The sequence below is a fragment of the Streptomyces sp. F001 genome (genome assembly GCF_004187715.1).
GTDB lineage: Bacteria > Actinomycetota > Actinomycetes > Streptomycetales > Streptomycetaceae > Streptomyces > Streptomyces flavusporus.
Genome location: NZ_QZWF01000010.1, coordinates 94,650 through 119,957 on the forward strand (window position 1 = coordinate 94,650; position 25,308 = coordinate 119,957).

19 protein-coding genes and 2 pseudogenes are annotated in these 25,308 nt (G+C 69.3%); 8 read left to right on the forward strand and 13 right to left on the reverse strand.

The annotated features are described in order from the left end of the window. Positions 1–66 precede the first annotated feature (66 nt). Positions 67–324: a hypothetical protein gene (locus tag StrepF001_RS29515; protein WP_240797735.1), complete on the reverse strand. Its 258-nt coding sequence runs from the start codon at positions 322–324 to the stop codon at positions 67–69. Then, on the reverse strand, positions 321–1,250 hold the full coding sequence (locus StrepF001_RS29520; protein ID WP_129801250.1) for an SPFH domain-containing protein: 930 nt from the start codon (positions 1,248–1,250) through the stop codon (positions 321–323). Before StrepF001_RS29520 ends, StrepF001_RS29515 begins: the two co-directional genes overlap by 4 nt. Positions 1,251–1,503: 253 nt before the next feature. Here StrepF001_RS29520 and StrepF001_RS29525 point away from each other — a divergent pair. Continuing rightward, positions 1,504–3,800: pseudogene (locus StrepF001_RS29525) on the forward strand (transglycosylase domain-containing protein). A gap of 49 nt (positions 3,801–3,849) precedes the next feature. Here StrepF001_RS29525 and StrepF001_RS29530 read toward each other — a convergent pair. The 5 genes from StrepF001_RS29530 to StrepF001_RS29550 all read right to left on the reverse strand — a co-directional run bounded on the left by StrepF001_RS29530 (position 3,850) and on the right by StrepF001_RS29550 (position 11,658). Further along, the gene (locus StrepF001_RS29530) at positions 3,850–5,313 is read right to left on the reverse strand and encodes a catalase (protein WP_129801251.1); all 1,464 of its coding nucleotides are present in this window, start codon (positions 5,311–5,313) and stop codon (positions 3,850–3,852) included. A 329-nt stretch (positions 5,314–5,642) separates the two neighbouring features. Next, positions 5,643–7,712 (reverse strand): ATP-binding SpoIIE family protein phosphatase, encoded by a 2,070-nt coding sequence (locus StrepF001_RS29535; RefSeq protein WP_206306979.1) that lies wholly within the window; start codon positions 7,710–7,712, stop codon positions 5,643–5,645. A gap of 329 nt (positions 7,713–8,041) precedes the next feature. Then, entirely contained in the window at positions 8,042–8,734 is a 693-nt protein-coding gene (locus StrepF001_RS29540; protein WP_129801253.1) for a DUF402 domain-containing protein, read from the reverse strand. Between the two features lie 82 nt (positions 8,735–8,816). Continuing rightward, positions 8,817–10,202 carry a class II fumarate hydratase gene (locus StrepF001_RS29545; protein WP_129801254.1) on the reverse strand — a complete coding sequence of 462 codons (1,386 nt, stop codon included), beginning with the start codon at positions 10,200–10,202 and terminating at the stop codon, positions 8,817–8,819. Between the two features lie 109 nt (positions 10,203–10,311). Further along, a complete protein-coding gene (locus StrepF001_RS29550) occupies positions 10,312–11,658 on the reverse strand; it encodes an arylsulfotransferase family protein (RefSeq protein WP_240797736.1) in 1,347 nt (448 codons plus the stop codon). Between the two features lie 1,071 nt (positions 11,659–12,729). On the opposite strand from StrepF001_RS29550, the gene StrepF001_RS45785 reads away from it, so the two are divergent. Next, the gene (locus StrepF001_RS45785) at positions 12,730–13,743 is read left to right on the forward strand and encodes an alpha/beta fold hydrolase (RefSeq protein ID WP_276322850.1); all 1,014 of its coding nucleotides are present in this window, start codon (positions 12,730–12,732) and stop codon (positions 13,741–13,743) included. Between the two features lie 145 nt (positions 13,744–13,888). On the opposite strand, the gene StrepF001_RS29560 is transcribed toward StrepF001_RS45785, so the two are convergent. Then, the gene (locus StrepF001_RS29560) at positions 13,889–15,556 is read right to left on the reverse strand and encodes a fumarate hydratase (RefSeq protein ID WP_129801257.1); all 1,668 of its coding nucleotides are present in this window, start codon (positions 15,554–15,556) and stop codon (positions 13,889–13,891) included. Positions 15,557–15,835: 279 nt separating this feature from the next. Here StrepF001_RS29560 and StrepF001_RS29570 point away from each other — a divergent pair, with 279 nt between their 5' ends. Together StrepF001_RS29570 and StrepF001_RS29575 are read left to right on the forward strand one after the other, a co-directional pair. Next, positions 15,836–16,534: a DUF1707 domain-containing protein gene (locus StrepF001_RS29570; RefSeq protein ID WP_129801259.1), complete on the forward strand. Its 699-nt coding sequence runs from the start codon at positions 15,836–15,838 to the stop codon at positions 16,532–16,534. A gap of 126 nt (positions 16,535–16,660) precedes the next feature. Then, positions 16,661–17,038, forward strand: a complete 378-nt coding sequence (locus StrepF001_RS29575; protein WP_129801260.1) for a WhiB family transcriptional regulator — start codon at positions 16,661–16,663, stop codon at positions 17,036–17,038. 155 nt (positions 17,039–17,193) lie between these two features. Here the strand turns inward: StrepF001_RS29575 and glpX are convergent, their stop codons facing one another. Beyond that, the gene (glpX, locus tag StrepF001_RS29580) at positions 17,194–18,225 is read right to left on the reverse strand and encodes a class II fructose-bisphosphatase (protein WP_129801261.1); all 1,032 of its coding nucleotides are present in this window, start codon (positions 18,223–18,225) and stop codon (positions 17,194–17,196) included. A gap of 126 nt (positions 18,226–18,351) precedes the next feature. Here glpX and StrepF001_RS29585 point away from each other — a divergent pair, with 126 nt between their 5' ends. Beyond that, positions 18,352–18,885 carry a DUF4245 domain-containing protein gene (locus tag StrepF001_RS29585; RefSeq protein WP_129801262.1) on the forward strand — a complete coding sequence of 178 codons (534 nt, stop codon included), beginning with the start codon at positions 18,352–18,354 and terminating at the stop codon, positions 18,883–18,885. Between the two features lie 67 nt (positions 18,886–18,952). On the opposite strand, the gene StrepF001_RS29590 is transcribed toward StrepF001_RS29585, so the two are convergent. From StrepF001_RS29590 to xseA, 3 genes are all read right to left on the reverse strand, one after another. Further along, positions 18,953–19,543, reverse strand: a complete 591-nt coding sequence (locus StrepF001_RS29590; RefSeq protein WP_129801263.1) for a malonic semialdehyde reductase — start codon at positions 19,541–19,543, stop codon at positions 18,953–18,955. A 137-nt stretch (positions 19,544–19,680) separates the two neighbouring features. Next, positions 19,681–19,920: an exodeoxyribonuclease VII small subunit gene (locus StrepF001_RS29595; RefSeq protein ID WP_129801264.1), complete on the reverse strand. Its 240-nt coding sequence runs from the start codon at positions 19,918–19,920 to the stop codon at positions 19,681–19,683. After that, positions 19,917–21,149, reverse strand: coding sequence for an exodeoxyribonuclease VII large subunit (gene xseA, locus StrepF001_RS29600; protein WP_129801265.1), 1,233 nt, complete (start codon positions 21,147–21,149; stop codon positions 19,917–19,919). Before xseA ends, StrepF001_RS29595 begins: the two co-directional genes overlap by 4 nt. Positions 21,150–21,264: 115 nt before the next feature. On the opposite strand from xseA, the gene StrepF001_RS29605 reads away from it, so the two are divergent. Both StrepF001_RS29605 and StrepF001_RS29610 read left to right on the forward strand, forming a co-directional pair. Further along, positions 21,265–22,275 carry a 4-hydroxy-3-methylbut-2-enyl diphosphate reductase gene (locus tag StrepF001_RS29605; RefSeq protein ID WP_129801266.1) on the forward strand — a complete coding sequence of 337 codons (1,011 nt, stop codon included), beginning with the start codon at positions 21,265–21,267 and terminating at the stop codon, positions 22,273–22,275. Positions 22,276–22,304: 29 nt separating this feature from the next. Next, the gene (locus StrepF001_RS29610; protein WP_129801267.1) at positions 22,305–23,051 is read left to right on the forward strand and encodes a polyphosphate--glucose phosphotransferase; all 747 of its coding nucleotides are present in this window, start codon (positions 22,305–22,307) and stop codon (positions 23,049–23,051) included. A 4-nt stretch (positions 23,052–23,055) separates the two neighbouring features. Here the strand turns inward: StrepF001_RS29610 and StrepF001_RS48435 are convergent. Further along, positions 23,056–23,499 (reverse strand): annotated as a pseudogene (locus StrepF001_RS48435) (DUF6542 domain-containing protein); the annotation flags it as partial. 527 nt (positions 23,500–24,026) lie between these two features. On the opposite strand from StrepF001_RS48435, the gene ychF reads away from it, so the two are divergent. Continuing rightward, positions 24,027–25,115, forward strand: a complete 1,089-nt coding sequence (gene ychF / locus StrepF001_RS29620) for a redox-regulated ATPase YchF (RefSeq protein ID WP_129801269.1) — start codon at positions 24,027–24,029, stop codon at positions 25,113–25,115. The last annotated feature ends 193 nt before the right edge of the window (positions 25,116–25,308 follow it).

Consider the following 25,308-nt stretch of genomic DNA (forward strand, 5'->3'; position numbering starts at 1 on the left):
CCGTGCAGGTCGGAGCTTGTTGTCACGGTTCTGCTACAGCCGACCGGCGCGTGAGGACGAGGCCGTTCAGGTCGACGGAGGTCTGGGGGCGGAGCCCCCGGGCGGACGACCCCGGCGAGGCATCGGACCGGTGTCGCCCGGCAGCCGGCCTGCCTCCGCGAGAGCGCGCCGCAACAGGAACTCGATCTGCGCATTGGCCGACCGCAGCTCGTCGGACGCCCACCGCGCGAGCGCCTCGTACACCGACGGGTCCAGCCGCAGCAGCACCTGCTTGCGCTGCTGCGGCCGACGCTGAGGGGCTGAACCCCCGGAGGGAGCCGTCACTGGTAGAGCGTCCCGGTGTTGAGGACCGGCTGCGCGGAGCGGTCCCCGCACAGCACCACCATCAGGTTGGAGACCATTGCCGCCTTCCGCTCGGAGTCCAGCTCCACGATGTCCTGCTCGGTGATCCGGGCGAGCGCCGCCTCGACCATGCCGACCGCCCCGTCCACGATCTGCCGCCGGGCCGCGACGACCGCCCCGGCCTGCTGCCGCTGGAGCATCGCCGAGGCGATCTCGGGTGCGTAGGCGAGGTGGGTGAAGCGGGACTCGATGATCTGCACGCCGGCCGCCTCCACGCGCGCGTGCAGCTCGACGGCGAGCTTCTCGGTGATCTCCTCGGCGTTGCCGCGCAGCGAGAGGCCGTCCTCGTCATGGGCGTCGTACGGGTACTCGATGGCGATGTGCCGGACCGCCGCCTCGGTCTGTGTGGAGACGAACTCGATGTAGTCGTCCACCTCGAAGGTGGCCTGCGCGGTGTCCTCGACCTTCCACACCACGACCGCGGCGAGCTCGATCGGGTTGCCGTAGGCGTCGTTGACCTTCAGGACCGCGGTCTCGTGGTTGCGGACACGGGTGGAGATCTTCGTGCGGGAGGTGAGCGGGTTCACCCAGCGCAGGCCGTCCTGCCGGATCGTGCCCCGGTAGCGCCCGAAGAGCTGGACGACCCGGGCCTCGCCCGGCGCGACCATGTTCAGCCCGCACATGGCGACGAAGGAGGAGATGCCGACGAGGACGCCGACGATGATCAGTGCGGCCTTCGCGCCGCCCCCCGAGACCGCCGAGGCGGACACGGCCATACCGATGCCGGCCAGCAGCCCTATAAGGCCCAGGAGCAGGGCGAGTCCGCCGCCGATGCTGTGCGCGGTGAACTCGCGGACCCGCGGTTCGGGCATCTCGGGGACGTCGGGTGCGGAGTCGTGCGTGGTCATGGGTGGTTCCCCCCGTTCTCGGTGGAGCTGATTCCCGTCTAGCTCAGTTCTAGCTAAGTGATATCACATTACCCTCCCACGGCAACCTCAACCCCCACTCGAACGTCGGTTCCGTTGGGATGGGTGCTGATTGTCACGCCCGTAAAAGACCGAATCAGTCGGACTTGGTCATAGAAAGCGGTGTTAGCTTTCTGAGCCGACTTGCACCGGGCACCGCAGTGACAGCCGACAACGAAGCGGAGCAGACGGACTCATGGGACGAGCGGAAGAGAGACGAGCGCGACAGCGCGGTGGCCACCGCGCGGCACCGACGCGCCGCCGTTCGTCGCGGGCGGCGAGCGCGGGCACAACCGGGAAGAGCGGCATACGCCGGCTGTTCACCTGGAAGAAAGTCCTCGGCACGTTCCTCGGCCTCTGCCTGCTCGGCATCGGCGGCTTCATCGTGCTGTACCTGGTGATCGACATCCCCAAGGGGAACGCGCTCGCGCAGGAGCAGAGCAACGTCTACAAGTACGGCGACGGCACGACCCTCACCCGCGACGGCAAGGTCAACCGCGAGGTCGTCGACCTCGCCCAGGTCCCCAAGGAGGTCCAGCGGACCTTCGTCGCCGCCGAGAACAAGACCTTCTACAACGACTCCGGCGTCGACCTCAGGGGAACGGCCCGAGGCCTGCTCAACACCCTCTCCGGCAAGGGCAAGCAGGGCGGCTCGACGATCACCCAGCAGTACGTCAAGAACTACTACCTCACCCAGGAACAGACGGTCACCCGCAAGCTCAAGGAGCTGGTGATCTCCCTGAAGGTGGACCGCGAGAAGTCCAAGGACGACATCCTCGCGGGCTACATCAACACCAGCTTCTACGGCCGTGGCGCCTACGGCATCCAGGCCGCCGCGCAGGCCTACTACCAGGTGGACGCGAGCGACCTCTCCGTCGCGCAGGGGGCGTACCTCGCCGCACTGCTCCAGGCACCGAGCTCGTACGACTGGGCGGTCGCCTCCGAGACGGGCAAGCAGCTGGTCGAGGAGCGCTGGAACTACGTCCTGGACAACATGGTCGAGCAGGGCTGGCTGGACTCCGGCGAGCGCCAGGGCATGAAGTTCCCGGTGCCGAAGGAGCCCAAGGCCGCGCCCGGCATGGAGGGCCAGAACGGCTACATCGTGAAGGCGGCCAACCAGGAACTGGCCAGGCAACTGGTCGACCAGGGCTCGGCGTCCGACCTGGAGGAAGCCCTGACGAAGATCGACCGGGGCGGCTGGACCATCACGGTCAACATCGACAAGAAGAAGCAGACCCAGCTCGAGAAGGCGGCCAAGGAACAGCTCACCAGCAAGCTCGACCCGGACGAGCGGGAGGTCGACGCGGACGTCCAGGCCGGCGCCGCCTCCGTCGACCCGAAGACCGGCAAGGTCCTCGCGATGTACGGCGGCGTCGACTACGTCAAGCACTTCACGAACAACGCGACGCGCACCGACTACCAGCCCGCCTCCACCTTCAAGCCGCTGATCCTGGCCGCGGCGGTCGACGAGGGCGCCGAGACCCAGGACGGCACCCCGATCACCGCCGACACGATCTACGACGGCGACAGCAAGCGCCCGGTCGTGGACGACGGAAAGAAGGTCGGCTTCGCGCCGCCGAACGAGGACGACGTCGACTACGACGACGTCACCGTGCAGACGGCGATGAACAAGTCCATCAACTCCGTCTTCGCGCAGATGGGCGTCGACGTCGGCATGGACAAGGTCATGGAGGTCGCCGAGAAGCTCGGCATGGACGCCAAGGACCTCCAGTCGGTGCCGGCCCAGACCCTGGGCACCATGGGCGCGAGCCCGCTGGAGATGGCCGGCGTCTACGCCACCCTCGACAACCACGGCAAGAAGGTCACCCCGGCGATCGTGGCCTCGGCCAAGCACAAGGACACCCCCGTCGAGATGCCCGACCCGATCGGCGAGCAGGTCATCAGCCCCGAGGCCGCCGACACGGTCACCTCGGTGCTCACGGGCGTGGTCGACGACGGTACGGCCCGGCGCTCCGTGCGCGACAACCCGGCCCGCGACGGCCAGCAGGTCGCCGGCAAGACCGGTACGTCCGACGAGAACAGGTCGGCCTGGTTCACCGGCTACACGCCCGAACTGGTCACCTCGGTCGGCGTCTTCGGTGAGGACGCCAAGACGTACGCGCAGTCCTCGCTCTACGGCGCGGGCGGCGAGGAACGCGTCAACGGCGGTGACTTCCCCGCCATGATCTGGGCGCAGTACACCTTCGGCGCGATGGGCGAGGTCACCCGATTCGACCTGGACACCGACCAGGGCGCGGCCGTCCAGCCGACCCGCACCCCGAGCCGGACGCCCACCCAGACCCCACGCAGGAGCCGACGACCCAGGCCCCGACATCCGAAGCCCCGACCGAGACGCCGACGCAGACCCCGACCCAGACCCCCACCGAGACACCGACGCAGACCCCGACCCAGACCCCGACGCAGACGCCGACGACGAGGCCTCCGGACGGGGACATCACGCTGGATCCGGTGGAGCCGGGCGAGGAGGAGTGAACGAGGGGCGCCCGGCGTTTCGCCGGGCGCCCCTCTCGCTGTCGGGGGATCAGGCGCCATTGACGTTGTGGGCGATCCGGTCCCCGATCTCCTTGTCGATGTTCCGCCAGTACTGCAGGGCCCGGTCGACCACCGGCCGGGTCACACCGTTCTTCAGGTGGCCGCTGACGTTGGACACGAGCCGGTCCCGGGCCGCGTCGTCCAGCACATGCCGCACCATCGTGCCGGGCTGCCCGAAGTCGTCGTCCTCGGAATGCAGCTTGTACGCCTCACGCACCATCTCACCGGCGGTCTGCCACCCGGCGATGTCCCCGAACCGCTCGACGTCCGCGGCAGGCCCGCCGTACGAGTTCGGCGCGTACGGCGCACCGGTGTTCGCGGGCTCGTAGCGCATCGGTCCGTCCTTGGCGTAGGAGTTCACCTGCGAGCGAGGCCGGTTCGGCGGCAGCTGGGCGTAGTTGGGGCCGATCCGGTAGCGGTGCGTGTCCGGGTACGAGAACAGCCGGCCGAGCAGCATCTTGTCCGGCGACGGCCCGACGCCCGGCACCATGTTGGACGGCTCGAACGCGGCCTGCTCGATATGGACGAAGTAGTCGTCCGGATTCTGGTTCAGGGTCATCCGGCCGACCTCGATCAGCGGATAGTCGCCGTGCGGCCACACCTTGGTCAGGTCGAACGGGTTGAACCGGTAGTCCGGGGCGTCCTCGAACGGCATCACCTGTACGTGCATGGTCCAGGACGGGTGGTCGCCCCGCTCGATGGCCTGGAAGAGATCCCGGCGGTGACAGTCGGCGTCCTCGCCGGCCATGCGGTCCGCGTCCTCCTGGGTGAGGAAGTCGATGCCCTGGTCGGTCTTGATGTGGTACTTGACCCAGAACTTCTCGCCGCCACGGTTGACCCACATGTAGGTGTGGGAGGAGTACCCGTTCATGTTGCGGTACGTCTTCGGAACGCCCCGGTCGCCCATCAGCCACGTCACCATGTGCGCGGACTCGGGGGAGAGGGTCCAGAAGTCCCACTGCATGTTGTTGTCGCGCAGCCCGTTGTCCGGCCGGCGCTTCTGGGAGCGGATGAAGTCCTGGAACTTCTGCGGATCACGGACGAAGAAGACCGGCGTGTTGTTGCCGACGAGGTCGTAGTTGCCGTGCTCCGTGTAGAACTTCAGGGCGAAGCCACGTGGGTCGCGCCAGGTGTCGGGGGAACCGAGCTCACCGGCGACGGTGGAGAAACGCGCCAGCATCTCCGTGCGCTTCCCCGGCTGGAAGAGGTCGGCCTTGGTGAACTGGCTGACATCGTTGGTTACTTCGAAGACTCCGTATGCGCCACTGCCCTTGGCGTGCACCACCCGCTCCGGGACCCGCTCCCGGTTGAACTGGGCCATCTTCTCGATGAGGTAGTGGTCCTGGAGCAGAATCGGGCCGTTGGAGCCCACGGTCAGCGAGTGCTCGTCGCTCTCGACCGGGATGCCGTGGTTGTTCGTGGTGTACGGAACCTGCTGGGGTGCCTGCGTCACTTGTCCTCCCCGGGGAAGACCGGTTACTCGGATCGGTGAATCGTTGCCAAGGCGGACGCCCGTCCCCGCCACGGTCGCTGAGGTCGGGGACACCGGGCTGGTTCCAACCCGGCTGGTGTTGATCGTGTAAGCCTCGGCCACTCGCAGAGCGACCGAGCGGCGTGAGCCAGGAATCCCTCTGCCGAGTCAGAGGGAGGGTTCAAGAGCATCCTCCCGCCGGACGTCGGGCCGGGTGACCCGGTCACCCGGCCAGTCAACCCCGCCGACAGGAAGTCGGCAACATTTGGACGGGGTCTAATTCCGGTGTAATTCCGAGAGTGTTCGGTGGGTCACCCTCGGTTCAGCTCGAACCAGACCACCTTCCCGGTGCTGAGCCGTGTCGCCCCCCATCGCCGGGCCAGCCGGTTCACCAGGAACAGCCCGCGTCCGTCCTCGTCGGTGTGGCGCGCCTGCCGCAGCCGGGGCAGCTGCGGCACATCGTCGCCGACCTCACAGCGCAGCACGTCGGTACGCAGCAACCGCAGCGTGACCGGCCGTGACGCATAGCGCACAGCGTTGGTGACGACCTCGCTGACCAGCAGCTCCACCGGGTCGGTGAGCTCCTCCAGATCCCAACGGGCGAGTGCGCTGCGGGCCAGCCGCCGGGCCTTGCCAGGGGCCATCTCCTCCGGCTCCAGGGACCAGTACGCCACATCGCTCGGCGCGATCCCGTCGAAGCGGGCGGCGAGCAGCGCGATGTCGTCGTCCCGGTCGCCGGGGCCGAGCATGTCCAGCACCTCTTCGCACAGGGCCTCGAGGGGCGGCGGATGGTCGGGGCCGGTGAGCTGCGCGGTCGCGGCGAGCTTCTCGCGCAGTTGCTCTATGCCGGTCCACACGTCGCGCAGGCGGGACTCGACCAGTCCGTCGGTGTAGAGGAGCAGGGTCGCTCCGGCCGGGGCGTCCAGCTCCACGGCCTCGAAGTCGACGCCGCCGACACCGATCGGGGCGCCCGCCGGCACCCGCAGCACCTCGGCCCGGCCGCCCAGGTGCAGCAGGACCGGCGGAGGATGGCCGGCGTTGGCGATGGTGATGCGGTGCGTGACCGGGTCGTAGACGGCGTACAGACAGGTCGCCATGCGGTCGGTGCCGAGCCGCTGGGCCTGCTCGTCGAGGTGGTGCAGCACCTCCTGCGGCGGCAGGTCGAGGCCGGCCAGCGTCTGCGCGGTGGTGCGCAGCTGGCCCATGATCGCGGCGGACGTCATGGAGTGGCCCATCACGTCACCGACGACGAGGGCGACCCGGCTGCCGGGCAGCGGGATGGCGTCGTACCAGTCGCCGCCGACCCGCGCGGTCTCGGCGGCCGGCAGGTAGCGCGAGGCCAGCCGCACGCCGGTCGGCTGCGGCAGGGTCTCGGGGAGCATGGTGCGCTGCAGCTCGTCGGCGATGTATGCCTCCCGCCCGTACAGCACGGCCTTGTCGATGCCGAGCGCGCTGTGCGTGGCCAGCTGGGCGGCCACCAGCAGATCGTCGGCCTCGAACGGGATCCGCTCCGGGCGGCGCAGGAAGACCGCGGCGCCGATGACCCGGCGACGGCCGCGCAGCGGGGCGAGGATGGCCCGCTGGCCGCCCGGGATCACCGACTCGCCGTCCTCTCCGAGGAGTTCGGGCAGCGCGGCACGGGCGGCGGGCGCGTCGGCGAACACCGGCCGCACCCCGCGCAGCACCTCGGAGAGTGCGCCGCCGGGGAGCACCTCGCACAGTTCGGCGGTCAGCGCCGACAGCTCCGACGGCTCCGGCTGGAGCACGGGCTGGAACCCGCCCTCGGTGTCCCGCTCCTCCGGAATGCGGTCGGTGCGGCGCAGCCGCAGCACGACCGGGCCCGTGGGCCGCTCGTCGCCGACCGGCAGCGGGTCGCGCAGATAGACGAGGATCGCGTCGGAGAAGGTCGGCACGGTCGCCCGGCACAGCCCCATCACGATCTCGTCGAGGTCGATACCGCGGGCGATCCGCCGGGTCGCGGCACCCACGAACCGCAGCCGGTCCCCGTCCCGCCGCATCGGAGTGGGCCGGCCGGGCGGCGTCACCTGCCCGGTGCGCCGCTCCTTGCCGCCGGGGCCGGAACGCTCCGGCTCGAGACCGGGCTGCGCCGGGATGGCCTCCGACGTGGGGCGCGGGCGGTGGGTGTCGGTCTCGGCGGCGGCCGGCTGGGAGTGCTCGGGGCCGGCGCCGTCGCTCGGCGTCACCGACGTGCCCGAGGGCGTCTCGCCGGTGCTGCGGGCCTGCGCGGGTAAGGCGGTGGCACCGGCGTGCGGTGCGGGCGCCTGGGAACGCAGGAACGCCCCGCGAGGATCCGCGGGGTCGACGCCCGGCTGGGGGCGCTCGAAGGAGGTCGGCTGCTCCGTCACGCGTGTCGCATCCATCCGTCCGGGGCGTGCAGTTCGTCCCGCAGGAATCCCGATACCCGGAATACGTGCCCCAGGAACGGGTTTCCCGCGTGGTCAGAGGTTGTTCCTGTGCCGCCGGCGGACCGATCGTGGCCCGCACGGGTGTTGCCCTGGTACCCCTCGCTCACGTCCTGCCGCCCCTCGGTGACATGTGGTCAAGCACAGTGCGAACTCCAGGAGTTGTCGCCGCGTTCCCGCCCGCCACCCGGCCACCACCCCTCAACGACGTTGCTGCGCACCGACCATGCTTGATGCGGTTGCGGAGGACGATCCTACGTTTCTTGCCCCGGGGCGCATCAAGGGTCTCATGAGGACACATGCACGGGCGTACGATCCCAGTCGTCCGGCAACGGGGGGACGGACCAGGACGGATCGGGGCGCCAGTGCTCCCAGCCGTCCGAGAACGGCGGCCCCCAGGCGCGGATCACCTCCACCGCGGACCGCCCCGCCGCCCTGACCCGCGCGGCCGACGGGGCGTCCATCAGCCCGTCCTGCTGGGCCTGCGCGAACTCGTCCTCGTCCCGCCAGTGCCAACTGCCGTCGGAGTGCACGGAGATGTCGAGAAAGTGATCCTCGGAGTCCACCCCGCCGTCCCACCGCACCAACGGCTCCTCGAGATTGATGTACCAGTTCTTGAACCGCCAGCCCGGCTCCCAGAACAGCCACACCGACCAGGGCTCACCCGGCCGCGCCAGCTTCAGCACACCCGTACCGAACCACCGGTCGCGCTGCACCGTCCGCGGCTTGGTGTAGCGCGACTTCAGCGGCTCCTGATGCACCGGCGTACCGTCCGCGAGCACCGGCCTGACGCACTCCGTGCCGGGCGCCATCCAGACGGCGAGCAGCTCGGCATCGTCCTGTACGACGGTGACGGGGCGCGCTATGTGGAAGCGGTCGCCGCCGTTCTCCCGGTACCGCCACAGGATCCGGCTCCCGGGCGCCCAGAAGGCCGCTGCTCCGCCCGCTTCCACGCGTCTCACCGCTCCGTCGTCCGCCATGCACAGATATTAGGTGTCACTGACATACGACGCTGCGGCGCGCGTCACGGTTCACGCGCCGGTCACGTGCCGGAACACCTCGTTACGGATGCGTCATCCGCAGGACGTCCAGAGCCTCGTCGAGCTGTTCGACGGTGAGGTCGCCGCGTTCCACGTAGCCGCTCTCCAGGACGACCTGGCGGATCGTCTTCCGCTCGGCCAGCGCCTTCTTGGCGACCTTGGCGGCCTGCTCGTACCCGATGTACTTGTTGAGGGGGGTGACCACGGACGGTGACGATTCGGCGTACTCCCGGGCCCGCTCCCGGTCGGCGGTGATGCCGTCGACGGTGCGGTCGGCGAGCAGACGGGTGGCGGTGGACAGCAGCCGGATGGACTCGAGGACGTTCTTCGCGATCACCGGGAGCATGACGTTCAGCTCGAAGTTGCCGGCCGCACCCGCCCAGGCGACGGTGGCGTCGTTCCCGGTGACCTGGGCGGCGACCATCAGGACGGCCTCGGGGACGACCGGGTTGACCTTGCCCGGCATGATCGACGAGCCGGGCTGGAGGTCGGGCAGCGCGATCTCGGCGAGCCCGGTGCGCGGCCCGGAGGACATCCACCGCAGATCGTTGGCGATCTTCGTCAGTCCCACGGCGATGGTCCGCAGCTGGCCGCTGGTCTCCACGATCCCGTCCCGGGCGCCCTGCGCCTCGAAGTGGTCGCGGGCCTCGGTGAGCGGCAGCCCGGTGGCGCGGGCCACCTCCTCGATGACGGCGGCGGAGAAACCGGGCGGTGTGTTGATGCCGGTGCCGACGGCGGTGCCGCCGAGGGGGAGTTCGGCGAGGCGGGGGAGGGAGGCGTGGAGCCGCTCGATGCCGTAGCGGATCTGCGCGGCGTAACCGCCGAACTCCTGGCCGAGGGTCACCGGCGTGGCGTCCATCAGATGCGTCCGCCCCGACTTCACGACGTCGGCGAACTCCTCCGACTTGCGGGTGAGGGAGGCGGCGAGGTGTTCGAGGGCGGGGACGAGGTCGCGGGTGACGGCGGCGGTGGCGGCGATGTGGATGGAGGAGGGGAAGACGTCGTTGGACGACTGCGAGGCGTTGACGTGGTCGTTGGGGTGGACGTCCCGGCCGAGCCGCTCGGTCGCGAGGGTGGCGATGACCTCGTTGGTGTTCATGTTGGACGAGGTACCGGAACCTGTCTGAAACACGTCGATGGGGAAGTGCTCGTCCCACCGCCCCTCGGCGACCTCGGCGGCCGCCTCCTGGATCGCCTCGGCGATGTCCTTGTCGAGCACCCCGAGTTGGGCGTTGACCTTGGCGGCGGCGCCCTTGATCCGCGCCAGGGCCTCGATGTGGGCCCGCTCGATCCGCTGCCCAGAGATCGGAAAGTTCTCGACGGCCCGCTGGGTCTGCGCCCGCCACTTGGCGTCGACGGGGACCCGGACCTCGCCCATGGAGTCGTGCTCGATGCGGTATTCGCTCATACCGGGTATAGCGATCCGGGGGGCGGCGATGTTCCGGGACGGGGCCACTTGGGCGGGCGGGCCGAGATGGCTTGGTTGCGGTGTGTGAGTGATCTACGACACGGGGGTTTCACCGGACGCTGTCGAGTTTCACGACCCGGGAGGACCTGAGGACCTTCCCGGTCGCGTCCAGGGCCCTGACCTGGAAGTACGGTCCCGGGGCGTTCGTGGCGACGGCGGTCTCGAATCCGGACCGCCTGGCGTGTCTGACGACGACCGACAGGGAGTGGGCGTTCGGTCCGGCGAGCACCTGCCACGCTTTCGTCTGCGTCGAGCCGTTCCAGGAGGCGTGGACGATGTTGTGCCCGCCGCTGCTCCGTGCCGCCGCGCTCGGCGGGTAGTACGGCTTGCCGACCCATTCGTTCCGATACACCCGGTACGAGATGTTGGAGCCGGGCATCTTTGCGTCGTAGAGCAGGTTGTGCGAGCCGTTGCCCTCGGTGTTCCCCGCTCCCCCGTACTCCGAGTAGTACGGGCTCTGACCCCATCCGATGAATTCGTTGCCGTTGGGGAGGGCCTGGGTGTTTCCCTGGGTCGGCGAGTACAACGGCGGCTCGTGGTAGTAGGTCTTGACCGCGGTCGTCCTGCGGTTGCGGAAGTCCAGGCTGAGGACCAGGCCGTGTGACTGCTGTTCGGGCGCGCCGTCCGGCAGGTCGCAGCAGCCGTCGTCGAACATGCTGATCCGGTTTCCCGGCCGGAACCGGGCATCGTGCTGCCAGTAGAAGTCCGCGTTCGGGCCGAAGGTGAAGTCGCTTTTCTTCCCCCCGAGTTGCCAGCGCACCTTCCCGGATCTCTTGGCTACGTTGTAGACCGCCCACATGTTCCGGGCCGAGATCAGCAACTGGCCGTCGGGTCCCTCGTCGACCGAGTTGATGTGAAAGGCGTCCCACACTCCGCCGGATGACGACGCACTGGAGACCGACTCCTCGGAATCGGCGGGGTCGATGTGGTCCAGCGCGCTCCACGAATAGAGGAGTCTCCCCGTGGCGAGGTCGACCTCCTGGATCTCGCTGTTCAGGATGGATCCGTTCTGCGGGCCGCCATAGGGTGTGAGGTCCATGGGCACCGGTTTGGATGCGATGAACAGCGCCGTCCCCCTACGGGTCAGGGTGAATTCGTGTTCGTCCGGGTAGTAGCCGTGATGGGCGAAGACCGTTGTGAGCAGGCGGTAGCGGGTGTCGTAGATGTAGTAGCACCCGCCTGGTTCCGGCGCACCCGCCGGCAGGTTCGTGTACCACGGCGGCAGGGCGAGGGTTCCCTGCCACCAGGTGAGCACCGGCTGTGTTTTGTGCGTGCGAGCGTTGTAATAGGTCTGAACCCTGAAGTCGGCGTTCTGGAGGTTCGCGGAGGGCAAGGGGCGGAACCAGACCGGATCGCCGGAGTCGTCGTTGATCAGTGCGCCGGTCTGGCCGACCATCCTGTCAGCGCTGAACGGAGCGACAAAGATGTCGCCAGGAGCCGCCCCCGGCTTGTTCGCGGTCACAGTCACTCGCATCGGGCGAAGTTCCGGCTCGGAGACGAAACTCCACACATCGCTGCCCGACAGGATCGGGGGGGGGGCTTTCGGACGGGGGACGGGCTCCGTCGCGCACAAGCGAGACGAGTCCCCTCGCGGATTCGCCGCGGCCGAGGGCACGGAGCTGGCGATGACGCACCCCGCGACAAGCACGCAGGCCCCTACCGTGCGGTGGGTTCTTCTTCGCGCCCGGCGAGCCCACTGCTGTCGCGTCACCATTGCCGACCTCCTTTGGCGCGCCCGGCGCCCCTGTCCGATGGCAGTGCCTGCGAGTCTTCGGCTTTCTGTGCCTGGTCATCTCGTCGGCCGAGAATGATCGTGGCCGGGAAGCCGCGCTCACGGGTGACGGTAGGCAGTGCGGTCGGCCGGCGCCTGCCGAAGGCCGGTTGGGTGGGCCGTTCGAGCCTGCAGCCCGGATTGCCACTCATGCGTGCTCCGCAGTTTCGTGTGAGGGTTCCGACACGGCTGCTGGGGTGGTGTTGTGCCGCCGAACGGGGGATGAGGTGCCTTTTCGGCTTTCATCGGCTTCTTGTTTGGTCAATGCCGTGATGGCACCTGTCTCACAAAAGGTGGTAGATCATGGCACGACGGCAGGACGAGAAGACTGACAGTCCGGGCTGGATACCGCAGCCTCCGCAAGGAGGCTCATGGAAGCCGAACGGCCGCGGAGGGCGGGGAACCGGACGGGGGCGCCAGTTCTGGCGAAAGCTTTCCTGTCTCGGGCTCAGTGTCGTGGTCGTGACCGCGGTACCGGGGGCGGCCGGTGGGGCGGCGCATGCGGATGTCCGGCGGTCGGACTTCTACCGGTATCCGAGCAGTCAGGAGCTGGACGAGACAGCGGGTGGAGATGTCTTTGCCACCGAGCCGATGAAGGTCACCGAGCCGCTGCGGAAAGCGAGTTCTCGGGCGATGCGGATCATGTACCGCTCAGACGGAGTCCACGGGAAGCCTGTCGCGGTGACTGGTTTTCTGATGATCCCGAAGGGCAGGGCTCCCAGCGGTGGGTGGCCAGTAGTCGCATGGGGCCACGGCACTTCGGGTGTCGGGCCGGACTGCGCTCCCTCGCGGTACCCGAATCTCTATCCGTCTGCGTCCGATGAATATGGGGACATGGTCGCCCGCCTTCTGCGGGATGGGTACGCGGTCGTCGGCACCGACTACCCGGGGCTGGGCTTTCCCGGACAGCTGCACAACTACATGCAGCTGTACACCCTGGCCCGATCAGTGATCGACAGCGTCAAGGCGGCGCGAAAGGTGTCGCCGCAGCTGGGACGGCAATGGTTCGCGGTGGGCCACTCGGAAGGCGGGCAAGCCGTTCTCGGAGTGGACGAACTGGCCGCCCGCAGGGCGCCGGACCTGGAGTTCCTCGGCACCGTCCCGCTCGCACCCAGCAGTTACCAGGCGGAGTTCGCGGACGACATGTCTTCGCCGCCGCCCCCCGACGGGCCGGCCACCGCGGGCGCGGTCGGGTACTTGGCCTACATGGCGGTGGGAGCGAAGAAGTACGCACCGAAGAGCATCCGATACACGGATCTGGTGTCGCCAGAGGTCATGGCGCAGATGCCGACCGCGGAACGGCTCTGCTACCCCCAGCTCGTCTACCATCTGGCAACCCTCACCCAGCGCCTGCAGCACCTCGGCAATCCGGAGTGGGCGCGCAACCACACGCTGTACCAGTGGTTCAAGGACATTCATCCGGCGCGTCAACGTTCTGCCGCGCCGATCCTGCTGCTGCAGGGCGGTGCGGACACCGACGTGACACCGGGGGCAACCAATCGCCTCGACGGAGATCTCTGCGCCCTCGGCGACGTCGTGGAGTACCACACCTATCCCAAGGCCGACCACAACACTCTGCTCGACGCCGCCTATCCCGACATCGCGGCGTGGCTGGACACGCGGCTGAAAGGCCGTCCGGCCACACAGACCTGTCAGCCCGTCACCGGCACTGAGCCGGATGGTTCAGGACAGAGCGCACCACGAAAGTGACCATGCTCCAAGCCGACCTGACGTGCCCACGCTGCGCTCCCGGCGTCCGCCGGACGCGAGCAGGGGAGTCGACGGCAGAGAGCCCCTGACCGACGGCGGCGGATTTCAGGGGCTTTCTGCTGCGGCTGCGGGTACCGTTCGCGGGTCAGCCGAGGCCAGGACCCCGGACCGGGATGCTGGTGAACGTCGGCTGAGGCGCCGGATCCTGGAAGAAGTCGTTGCCCTTGTCGTCCACGACGATGAACGCCGGGAAGTCCTCGACCTCGATCTTCCAGACCGCCTCCATGCCGAGCTCCTCGTACTCGACGACCTCGACCTTCTTGATGCAGTCCTGGGCGAGCCGGGCGGCCGGGCCGCCGATGGAGCCGAGGTAGAAGCCGCCGTGCGACGCGCATGCGTCGGTGACCTGCTTGCTGCGGTTGCCCTTGGCGAGCATCACCTTGGAGCCGCCCGCCGCCTGGAACTGCTCGACGTAGGAGTCCATACGCCCGGCGGTCGTGGGTCCGAAGGAGCCGGACGCGTAACCCTCGGGGGTCTTCGCGGGGCCCGCGTAGTACACCGGGTGGTCCTTCAGGTACTGCGGCATCTCCTCGCCCGCGTCCAGCCGTTCCTTGATCTTGGCGTGGGCGATGTCGCGGGCCACGACCAGGGGGCCGGTGAGGGAGAGGCGGGTCTTGACCGGGTACCTGGTCAGCTCGGCGAGGATGTCGTCCATCGGCTGGTTGAGGTCGATGCGTACGACGTCACCGTCCTGCTCCAGGTGCTCGTCCGTCGTCTCCGGCAGGAAGCGCGCCGGGTCCGTCTCCAGCTGCTCCAGGAAGACGCCCTCGGCGGTGATCTTCGCGACCGCCTGGCGGTCGGCCGAGCAGGAGACCGCGATCGCGACCGGGCAGGACGCGCCGTGCCGCGGCAGCCGGACCACACGCACGTCGTGGCAGAAGTACTTGCCGCCGAACTGCGCACCGATACCGATCTTCTGCGTCAGCTCGAAGACCTTCTCCTCCAGCTCCTTGTCCCGGAAGCCGTGGCCGAGCGGCGATCCCTCGGCGGGGATCTCGTCCAGGTAGTGCGCGGAGGCGTACTTCGCGGTCTTCAGCGCGTACTCCGCGCTCGTACCGCCGACGACGATCGCCAGGTGGTACGGCGGGCAGGCGGCCGTACCCAGCGAACGGATCTTCTCCTCCAGGAACTTCATCATGGAGGCCTCGTTCAGGACGGCCTTCGTCTCCTGGTAGAGGAAGGACTTGTTGGCGGAGCCGCCGCCCTTGGCCATGAACAGGAACTTGTAGGCGCCGCCGTCGGTGGCGTACAGCTCGATCTGCGCGGGGAGGTTGGAGCCGGTGTTCTTCTCCTCCCACATGGTGAGCGGAGCCATCTGCGAGTAGCGCAGGTTCAGATTGAGGTACGCGTCGTAGATGCCGCGGCTCAGCGCCTCCTCGTCGCCGCCCTCGGTCAGGACGTTCTGGCCGCGCTTGCCCATGACGATCGCGGTGCCGGTGTCCTGGCACATGGGGAGCACGCCCGCCGCCGCGATGTTCGCGTTCTTCAGCAGGTCCAGCGCGACGAACTTGTCGTTCGCGCTCGCCTCCGGGTCGTCGATGATGCGGCGCAGCTGCGCGAGGTGGGCCGGGCGCAGGTAGTGCTGGATGTCGTGGATGGCCTCCTCGGCCAGCTTGCGCAGCGCCTCCGGCTCGACCTTGAGGAACGTCCGCCCGTCGGCCTCGAAGGTGGAGACACCCTCGGAGGTCACCAGCCGGTACGGGGTGGTGTCCTCTCCCATGGGGAGCAGATCGGTGTACGCGAACTCAGGCATGCGCCCATTCCTCACTCGACAGGCTGTCTTTTCAGGCTCGGTTCGCCTCCGGGGCGCCAAAGCCTGTGTCGAGACCGCGACCGTGCTCAGCCCTTCGGGCCTCCGCGCGTTCGCGGTCTCGACACAGGCGCGCCCCTTCGGCTCACTCGCCGGCGGCTGGCCTCCATTGGCAGCGTCCACCAGCGTAGGACCTGGCACCGACGGCGAGCTTGTGAGGTAAGGCTCAGTTCGATGCCCCCAGGGGTGTCGCGATCTATCGTGTTTGGGTACGCTGCTCCCGTGGACCTTCAGAAGCAGACCGCTCCTGCGGCCGCCTCCGCGCCCGCCCCCTCCGAGCTCCGCGCGTCCGACGCCGACCGCGACCGCGTGGCCGACATCCTGCGCGACGCCCTCGCCGAGGGGCGCCTCACCGCCGAGGAGCACGCCGAGCGGGTGGAGGACGTCTTCCGCGCCAAGACGGTGGGCGAACTCGAGCCTCTCGTACGGGACCTGCCGGGCGCGCATCAACACCGCACACCTCCGGCCTACGCCGCCGTCCCGGGCCGCCCCACGGCCGGTGCGATACCCGCCGACCCGGACGAGAACGTGATCGCGGTGTTCAGCAGCGCCGTCCGCAAGGGCCGCTGGCGGGCGGGCCGCCGTATCCACGCGTACTCGATCTTCGGCAGCGTCGAGATCGATCTGAGCGAGGCGATCTTCGAGTACCAGCAGGTCGTGATCAAGGCGTTCTCGCTCTTCGGGAACGTCGAGGTCCGCGTCCCGGAGAACGTCTCGCTGCGCGGCACCGGCGGCGGCGTCCTCGGCAACTTCGAGGTGGACACGCTGGACGCGCCGGACGCCGAGGCACCGGTGGTCTTCGTGGACGGCTGGGCCGTCCTGGGCAACATCGAGGCGCGGCCCAAGCGCGGCAAGCTCGTCGCGGACATTCTCGACCGGGTGCAGCGCAAGGTCGACAAGAGTGTGCGCAAGCACCTCTAGCGTTCCCGGCGCCGCACAAGAACGCACGAACTCCAGCGGTTGGGGACTCCCTGCATAGGCGCGCGTACAGCGGGTAGACCTTGCTGCATCGTCTCTCGCTCGCGAAGCCGTCGTCAGGAGTAGACCGTGCTGCAACCGCCGCATTCGTCCCTGCAGGTAGCTGCCGTTCCGGCCCAGCGGGTGCCAGCGCGAGACAGGGACCAAGACGCACCCTGGCACACGGAGGCCGTGTGCCGGCGCGACGAGGCCGGCCTGTTCTTCGCACCCTCCAAGGAACCCACCGCCGCGCGGCTGTCCCGCGAGGAGGCGGCGAAGCGGGTCTGCGCCCGCTGCCCGGTGATGGTCGAATGCCGCGAACACGCCCTGCTCCAGCCCGAGCCGTACGGAGTCTGGGGCGGCCTCACCGCCGCCGAACGCCGAGTGGTCCTGGCGAGGCGCCGCCGCCGCGAACTGGAACTGAAGAAGGCAGCCCGCACGACGAACCACATAGCGGCGGCCGGCTAGCCGTACGTACGAGAAGGGCGCCCCCACCGCACCGGGGGCGCCCTTTAAGACACCGGCGAGCGGCCCGGCCGAAAGGGGCGCGGGGAACTGCGCGACCAGCCACGGACAACCCGCAACTTGCCCACGGCCCGCAGTCCCCGGCACTACCGGCGGAGCTACTTCGCCCGGTCGAAGTCGATCGCGCTGTAAGCCCGCAGCTTGCTCAGCCGGTGCTCGGAGTCGATCCGCCGCACCGTACCCGACCGCGACCGCATCACGATCGAGTCGGTCGTAGCAGTCTCGGACCGGTACCGAACCCCCCGCAGCAGCTCACCATCGGTGATGCCGGTTGCGACGAAGAACACGTTCTCCCCGGTGACCAGATCCTCCGTGGTCAGCACGCGATCCAGATCGTGCCCCGCGTCAACCGCACGCTGCCGCTCCTCGTCGTCCTTCGGCCACAGCTTGCCCTGGATGGTGCCCCCCAGGCACTTCACGGCGCAGGCCGAGATGATGCCCTCGGGCGTACCGCCGACCCCCAGCAGCAGGTCGACCCCCGTGCCCTCGCGCAGCGCCAGGATCGAGCCGGCGACATCGCCGTCGGAGATCAGCTTGATGCGTGCGCCGGTCTCCCGGATCTCGTTGATGATGCCCTCGTGCCGCGGCCGGTCGAGGATGACGACGGTGACGTCCTCGGGCTGGCGCGCCTTCGCCTTGGCGACCCGGCGGATGTTCACGGACACGGGTGCGTCGATGTCGACGAAGTCGGCCGCCTCGGGCCCGGTGACCAGCTTGTCCATGTAGAAGACGGCGGACGGGTCGAACATCGATCCGCGCTCGGCGGCGGCCAGCACCGCGATCGCGTTCGGCATGCCCTTCGCGGTCAGGGTCGTGCCGTCGATCGGGTCGACGGCGATGTCGCACTCGGGCCCGGTGCCGTCCCCGACGCGTTCCCCGTTGAAGAGCATCGGCGCCTCGTCCTTCTCGCCCTCCCCGATGACGACGACGCCGTTCATGGAGACGGTGGAGACGAGGGAGCGCATGGCGCGTACCGCGGCACCGTCGGCGCCGTTCTTGTCACCGCGGCCCACCCAGCGGCCGGCGGCCATCGCCGCGGCTTCGGTCACGCGGACCAGTTCCAGGGCGAGGTTGCGGTCGGGGGCCTCGGAGGGGACATCGAGTTCGGACGGCAGATGATGCTCGGTCATCGGAACGCACCTTTCTGATACGACGACGGCCGGATGAGGGTTTCGCTGATGACTCTATCGTCAGACGGCAGAATGAGCAGATACCCCCACGGATGAGCAGCGTGAGCACCTGCGACGATAGGACGCGTGGCAGGTACGAACGGTAAGCAGAAAACGGTCCGGGACATGGTGCTCTCCCTGGGCCTGATCGTGCTGGCGGCATGGGTCATCTACCTCTTCATCCCGCACGACGACAAGGAACCCGACCTCCCGCGGGTCGACTACCGGGTCGAGCTGCTCACGGCACGCCGTGCTGCCGCGTATCCGGTCGCCGCGCCGGAGGGCCTGTCGCAGAGCTGGAAGCCGACGTCCGTCCGCTTCGACGGCACCGAGCACGACGTCTGGCACCTGGGCTTCCACGCCCCCGACGGGGAGTACGTGGCGGTGAAGCAGTCGACCGAGAAGCGCATCCCGTTCATCGAGGACGCGAGTCAGGGCGCGCAGGAGACCGAGGTCACCGAGGAGATCGGCGGCCGTACGTGGGTGCGGTACACCGGCGGGCGGTACGACGCGCTGGTGCTGGCCGAGGACGAGGACGCCAAGGGTGCGACGACGGTGGTCGCCGGCACGGGATCGTTCGGGCAGCTGGCGGAGGTGGCCGGGGCGCTGAAGACGTCCTGAGCCCCTGTGCACCACAGCGAAGGCCCCCGGCACGGCAGCCGGGGGCCTTCGCTGTGGCGTACGCGTATCAGACGGTGGTGACGACCCGCTCGTAGTCCAGGCGCGGCGAGCGCGGGAACCAGGCGTCCGGGCCCGGCTTGCCCATGTTGACGACCATCAGCGGCGTGTGGTCGTCGTCCAGGAACTCCTTGCGCAGCCCCTCGGCGTCGAAGCCGTTCATGGGGCCGGCGGCCAGCCCGGCGGCGCGGACGCCGATGATGAAGTACGCGGCCTGGAGGGCGGCGTTCAGCGCGGCGGAGTTCTCGCGCACCGGGCGCTCCGAGAAGAAGAGGTCCTTCGCCTGCGGGAAGTGCGGGAAGAGCTCCGGCAGCTCCTGGTGGAACTCGTTGTCCGCGGAGAGGATCGCGACCAGCGGGGCGGCAGCCGTCTTGGCCTGGTTGCCCTCGGCCAGGTGCTGGACCAGGCGCTCACGGGCCTCGGGGGAGCGGACCAGGGTGACGCGCAGCGGGGACTGGTTGAAGGCGGTCGGGCCGTACTTGACCAGGTCGTAGATCGCCTGCACCTGCTCGTCGGTGACGGGCTCGTCGGTGAAGGTGTTCGCGGTACGGGCCTCGCGGAACAGCAGGTCCTGGGCGGCGGGGTCAAGAACGAAAGACATGGTGAACCTTCTGGGTGCATGAGTCGGATCCGGCGGGCCGGATCGGCTGACAGGCATGACCGTACGCGAACTGAAGTTCAACGTTCAACCAAAAGCGGGGTGCGGTGACCCGCTTCACAGGTCCACCCAGCCCCCGGTTACCCGGCGTCGTCCCCGTTCTTCTCCTCGTGCGCCGCCTCCTCGGCCAGCGCCGCGTCCAGCCGGGCCCGCGCCCCCTCCAGCCACCGCCGGCACACCTTCGCCAGTTCCTCGCCCCGCTCCCACAGCGCGAGCGACTCCTCCAGCGTCGTGCCGCCGGCCTCCAGCCGCCGTACGACCTCGATCAGTTCGTCGCGCGCCTGCTCGTACCCGAGTGCCTCATCCACCTTGCTGCTCATCCGCCCACCCTAGGACCTGACTCGACATCGACTCGTACGGCGAACTCGCCCTCGGCCACCCGGGCCCGCAGCCGCTCCTCGGCCGTCACCTCGTCCGGCGTGCGGACCACGTGCCCGTCGGCCTTCTGCAGCACCGCGTAGCCCCGCTTCAGCGTCGCCGCCGGCGAAAGGGCCACCACGCGCGCGTGCGTATGGGTCAGCTCCGACTCCGCGCGGTCGAGGTGATGCCCCAGACACCGCCGCCCGCGGTCGACCAGCGAGGTCACCTGGTCGGCCCGCTCGTCGATCATCCGGTGCGGATCCTCTATCGCCGGCCGTGCCAGCGCGTGCGCGAGCCCGCGCTCCTCCCGCTCCACGAACGCCTCGACACACCGCCGTGCACGGTCGCGGAGCAGCCGTACCCGCTCGAACTCCTCACCCACGTCCGGTACGACCTTCTTCGCGGCGTCGGTGGGAGTGGAGGCGCGCAGGTCGGCGACATAGTCGAGGAGCGGGGTGTCGGGCTCGTGGCCGATGGCCGACACCACGGGCGTACGACAGGCGGCGACGGACCGGATCAGCTGCTCGTCGGAGAACGGCAGCAGATCCTCCACGCTGCCGCCGCCCCGGGCCACGATGATCACGTCGACGTCGTCGAGTTCGTCGAGCTCCTTCACCGCCTGCACGACCTGCGGCACCGCGTGCACGCCCTGCACGGCGACGTTGCGCACCTCGAAGCGGACCGCCGGCCAGCGGCGCCGGGCGTTCTCCAGCACGTCCCGCTCCGCGGCGGAGGCCCGGCCGCAGACCAGCCCGACGAGCTGCGGCAGAAACGGCAACGGCCGCTTGCGCTCCGCCGCGAACAGCCCCTCGGCCGCCAGCGTCTTCTTCAGCTGCTCGAGGCGCGCGAGCAGCTCCCCGACCCCCACGGGCCGTATCTCGGCGGCCCGCAACGACAGCTGCCCCCGCGGTGCGTACCACTCCGGCTTCGCGAGGACGACGACCCGGGCGCCCTCGCTCACCACGTCGGCCACGGCGTCGAACACCTGCCGGTAACAGGTGACGCTCACCGAGACGTCGTACGAGGGATCCCGCAGCGTCAGGAACACGACCCCCGCGCCCGGCCGCCGCGACAACTGCGTGATCTGCCCCTCGACCCACACCGCACCGAGCCGGTCGATCCACCCACCGATGAGCCGCGACACCTCACCGACAGGGAGCGGGGATTCGGGGGACGTGTTGACAGCCATGCGGCGAGCGTAATGGCCGCCACCGACATTGCAGCCCGTCCGCCGACGCTCCAGCCCGTCCGGCGACTCTTCGGCCGATCTTCGGCCTCAGGACCGCGGCCTTACGATGGTGCCCATGACTGCTTCGCCTGGCCGCCGTGTCCTGCTCGCCGCCCCCCGTGGCTACTGCGCGGGTGTGGACCGCGCCGTGATCGCCGTCGAGAAAGCCCTGGAGCAGTACGGGGCTCCGGTCTATGTCCGCCACGAGATCGTCCACAACAAGTACGTCGTGCAGACCCTGGAGAAGAAGGGCGCCGTCTTCGTCGAGCGGACCGAGGAGGTCCCCCCGGGGAACATCGTCATGTTCTCCGCGCACGGCGTCGCCCCGACCGTCCACGAGGAGGCCAGGCAGGGCCGCCTCGCCACCATCGACGCGACCTGCCCGCTGGTCACCAAGGTCCACAAGGAAGCCGTCCGCTTCGCGAACGAGGACTACGACATCCTCCTGATCGGCCACGAGGGCCACGAGGAGGTCATCGGCACCTCCGGCGAGGCCCCCGACCACATCCAGCTCGTCGACGGCCCCGGCGACGTCGAGAAGGTCGAGGTCCGCGACCCCTCCAAGGTCGTCTGGCTGTCCCAGACCACCCTCTCCGTCGACGAGACCATGGAGACCGTCGACGCCCTTCAGGAGAAGTTCCCGCAGCTGATCTCCCCGCCGAGCGACGACATCTGCTATGCCACGCAGAACCGCCAGCTCGCGGTGAAGCAGATGGGCGCCGAGGCCGATCTGGTCATCGTGGTCGGCTCCCGGAACTCCTCCAACTCCAAGCGGCTCGTCGAGGTCGCCAAGCTGGCCGGCGCCCGCGAGTCCTACCTCGTGGACTTCGCCGCCGAGATCGACGAGGCCTGGCTGGAGGGTGTGTCCACGGTCGGTGTCACCTCCGGTGCCTCCGTTCCCGAGGTCCTCGTCGAGGAGGTTCTCGAATGGCTCGCCCAGCGTGGCTTCGAGGACGTCGAGATCGTCAAGGCGGCCGAGGAGTCCATCACGTTCTCCCTGCCGAAGGAGCTGCGCCGTGATCTGCGCGAGGAGGCGGCCGCGCTGATCGCGGAGCGCACGGGGGCGGAGGACCCCGCGGGGGAGTGACCGTCAGTGGTCCGTCGTAACGTGGTGACATGCAGATCTTCGGCGTGGACATCGGCGGATCAGGGATCAAGGGTGCCCCTGTGGACCTCGACAGGGGCGACCTGGCGGACGAGCGGTTCAAGGTGCTGACCCCGCACCCGGCCACGCCCGATTCGGTGGCCGACGGGGTCAAGGAGGTCGTCGACCACTTCGGCTGGACGGGACCGGTCGGCGTCACGTTCCCGGGCGTCGTCACCGGCGGCGCCACGATCCGCACGGCGGCGAACGTCGCCAAGAGCTGGATCGACACCGACGCGCGCGCGTTGCTCGGCGACCGCCTGGGCGGCGCCCCGGTGACGGTCGTGAACGACGCGGACGCGGCGGGCATCGCCGAGATGTCCTTCGGCGCCGGCCGCGACCGCAGGGGCACGGTCATCCTGCTGACCTTCGGCACCGGCATCGGCAGCGCCCTCTTCATCGACGGCGCCCTCGTCCCCAACACCGAGCTGGGCCACCTGGAGCTGCACGGCCACGACGCCGAGAAGCGCGCCTCCAGCAAGGTCAAGGAGGACCACGACCTGTCGTGGGAGCGCTGGGCCGACCGCGTCCAGAGCTACCTCGCCCACGTCGAGATGCTCTTCTCACCCGAGCTGTTCATCATCGGCGGCGGCGTCAGCCGCAAGGCCGACAAGTTCCTGCGCTACATCGACGGCATCAAGGCCGAGATCGTCCCGGCGCAGCTGCAGAACAACGCGGGCATCGTGGGAGCGGCAATGCGGGCGGCGAAGGAGGGGTAGGCCCTCAGGCGAGCGGGCGGCTGCGTGCGGCCCGGCGGCGCAGCATCCGGATCCAGCGCACGGTCACCAGGGACCCCGCGACGAGCGTCCCGCCGTACAACCACCCCGCCTGAGTCGCCAGCGCGGTGAAGAGCCCCACGAACCGCCCGCTCACCCCGTCACCGCGCTCGGCGACCGGCACGAGCCCCACGGCGAACGCGATCGGCACCACGATGGGCACGGTCACCAGGTCGCCCCGCCGTACCCACACCGCCGTCAGCGCGCACACCGGCAGAAACAGCACGCCGTACACCACCAGCGACGCCCCGAACAGCAGCTGATCCAGACAGCCGAGCGCGAGCATCAGCGCCCCGCAGAACAGTCCGACGCCCAGCCCGGTGAGCCGCGGGTTGGGCATCCGGCGTGCCACCCGGCCCCCCCGTGGAGCGGGCCGCCGTACGGCCACAGGCCGCTTCACCCCACCGGCCCGGCCTACGCCCGCGCCTCCGCGCGGTTGCGGCGAGCGGGGGCGGACCGGCCGGTCAGCCGGGGGGTTGGCCCGGTCAGGCCGCTGGCCTCGTTCGGCTCGTCCGGCCTGTTCGGCCCGTCCGGTCCGCTCGGGCCGCGGGGACCGCGTCGACCGTACGGCGCCGCCGCCCGCGCCGCCCGAACCGGCAGCACCGCGAGCCCCGCCGACACCCGAAGTACCGCCGCCGGCTCCGCCGCGCACCGCCTGCGGCGGCAGGGGTGGGGGCGTGGCGCGTCGCGGTCCGTTCTGCGGGGGTCGCGCCTTGTATTGCTCCACTGGACCAACTTAGGTCGGCTTATGTGCCGAATAGCCCGTCAGACACGCCGAGGCGCAGAGCTTGGCCAAGCGTTCGATACGTCGCCGGGGCGGCGCCGGGCACCCCGTAGACTGGTGGATCGGCCAGACGTCTCCTGGCCCCGGCCCCGGCCCACCACCCCCTGGCCCTCTCACGTACGGGAAGTCGCAACGTGTCGCTCACGATCGGAATCGTCGGTCTGCCGAATGTCGGCAAGTCGACCCTGTTCAACGCCCTGACCAAGAACGACGTGCTGGCGGCCAACTACCCGTTCGCCACGATCGAGCCGAACGTCGGCGTGGTCGGCGTCCCCGACACCCGCCTGGCCAAGCTGGCGGAGATCTTCTCGTCGGAGCGGATCCTGCCCGCCACCGTCGACTTCGTCGACATCGCGGGCATCGTGCGCGGCGCCAGCGAGGGCGAGGGCCTCGGCAACAAGTTCCTGGCGAACATCCGCGAGTCCGACGCGATCTGCCAGGTCATCCGTGCGTTCAAGGACGAGAACGTCGTCCACGTCGATGGCAAGGTCTCGCCCAAGGACGACATCGAGACGATCAACACCGAGCTGATCCTGGCCGACCTGCAGACGATCGAGAAGGTCCTGCCGCGCCTGCAGAAGGAGTCGCGGATCAAGAAGGACGTGGCGCCGAAGGTCAAGGCGGTCGAGGAGGCCAAGGAGATCCTCGAAAAGGGCGACACCCTCTTCGCGCACGGCATCGTCCAGGGCACCGAGCGCAACGAGCTCCTCCACGACCTGCACCTGCTCACCACCAAGCCCTTCCTCTACGTCTTCAACGTCGACGAGGACGAGCTGATGGACGACGCCTTCAAGGACGAGCAGCGGGCGCTGGTCGCCCCCGCCGAGGCGATCTTCCTCAACGCCAAGCTGGAGGCGGACCTCGCCGAGCTCGACGAGGACGAGGCCCTCGAGCTCCTGGAGTCCGTCGGCCAGCACGAGCCCGGCCTCGCGACCCTGGCCCGCGTCGGCTTCAACACCCTCGGCCTGCAGACCTACCTCACGGCCGGCCCGAAGGAATCCCGCGCCTGGACCATCAAGAAGGGCGCCACCGCCCCCGAGGCCGCCGGTGTCATCCACACCGACTTCCAGAAGGGCTTCATCAAGGCGGAGGTCATCTCCTTCCAGGACCTGGTCGAAACGGGCTCGGTCGCCGAGGCCCGCGCGAAGGGCAAGGCGCGGATGGAGGGCAAGGACTACGTGATGCAGGACGGGGACGTGGTGGAGTTCCGCTTCAATGTATGAACTCCGCTACGTCGCTGACATGGGGAAACGAGGTTCCGCAAACGAGAACCACGGTCTTTCCGCGTCCCGTCGGGCCGGTACCCACACTTGCCACACAGCCAGGACGGGTGAGGGCGCCCTCGTCATCGTCACGTCGTCACTTGGCGACCCGGAGTCCGCTGCCACGGCGCAGGGCAGCGGCGCGGCCCGCGAG

Coding starts and splice junctions, on each gene's coding strand:
- StrepF001_RS29520 (WP_129801250.1), bottom strand. CDS start 1,250: ATGACCACGCACGACTCCGCACCCGACGTCCCCGAGATGCCCGAACCG.
- StrepF001_RS29535 (WP_206306979.1), bottom strand. CDS start 7,712: ATGGATGCGACACGCGTGACGGAGCAGCCGACCTCCTTCGAGCGCCCC.
- StrepF001_RS29540 (WP_129801253.1), bottom strand. CDS start 8,734: ATGGCGGACGACGGAGCGGTGAGACGCGTGGAAGCGGGCGGAGCAGCG.
- StrepF001_RS29545 (WP_129801254.1), bottom strand. CDS start 10,202: ATGAGCGAATACCGCATCGAGCACGACTCCATGGGCGAGGTCCGGGTC.
- StrepF001_RS29550 (WP_240797736.1), bottom strand. CDS start 11,658: ATGGTCGGCCAGACCGGCGCACTGATCAACGACGACTCCGGCGATCCG.
- StrepF001_RS45785 (WP_276322850.1), top strand. CDS start 12,730: ATGATCCCGAAGGGCAGGGCTCCCAGCGGTGGGTGGCCAGTAGTCGCA.
- StrepF001_RS29560 (WP_129801257.1), bottom strand. CDS start 15,556: ATGCCTGAGTTCGCGTACACCGATCTGCTCCCCATGGGAGAGGACACC.
- glpX (WP_129801261.1), bottom strand. CDS start 18,225: ATGACCGAGCATCATCTGCCGTCCGAACTCGATGTCCCCTCCGAGGCC.
- StrepF001_RS29590 (WP_129801263.1), bottom strand. CDS start 19,543: ATGTCTTTCGTTCTTGACCCCGCCGCCCAGGACCTGCTGTTCCGCGAG.
- StrepF001_RS29595 (WP_129801264.1), bottom strand. CDS start 19,920: ATGAGCAGCAAGGTGGATGAGGCACTCGGGTACGAGCAGGCGCGCGAC.
- xseA (WP_129801265.1), bottom strand. CDS start 21,149: ATGGCTGTCAACACGTCCCCCGAATCCCCGCTCCCTGTCGGTGAGGTG.
- StrepF001_RS29605 (WP_129801266.1), top strand. CDS start 21,265: ATGACTGCTTCGCCTGGCCGCCGTGTCCTGCTCGCCGCCCCCCGTGGC.
- StrepF001_RS29610 (WP_129801267.1), top strand. CDS start 22,305: ATGCAGATCTTCGGCGTGGACATCGGCGGATCAGGGATCAAGGGTGCC.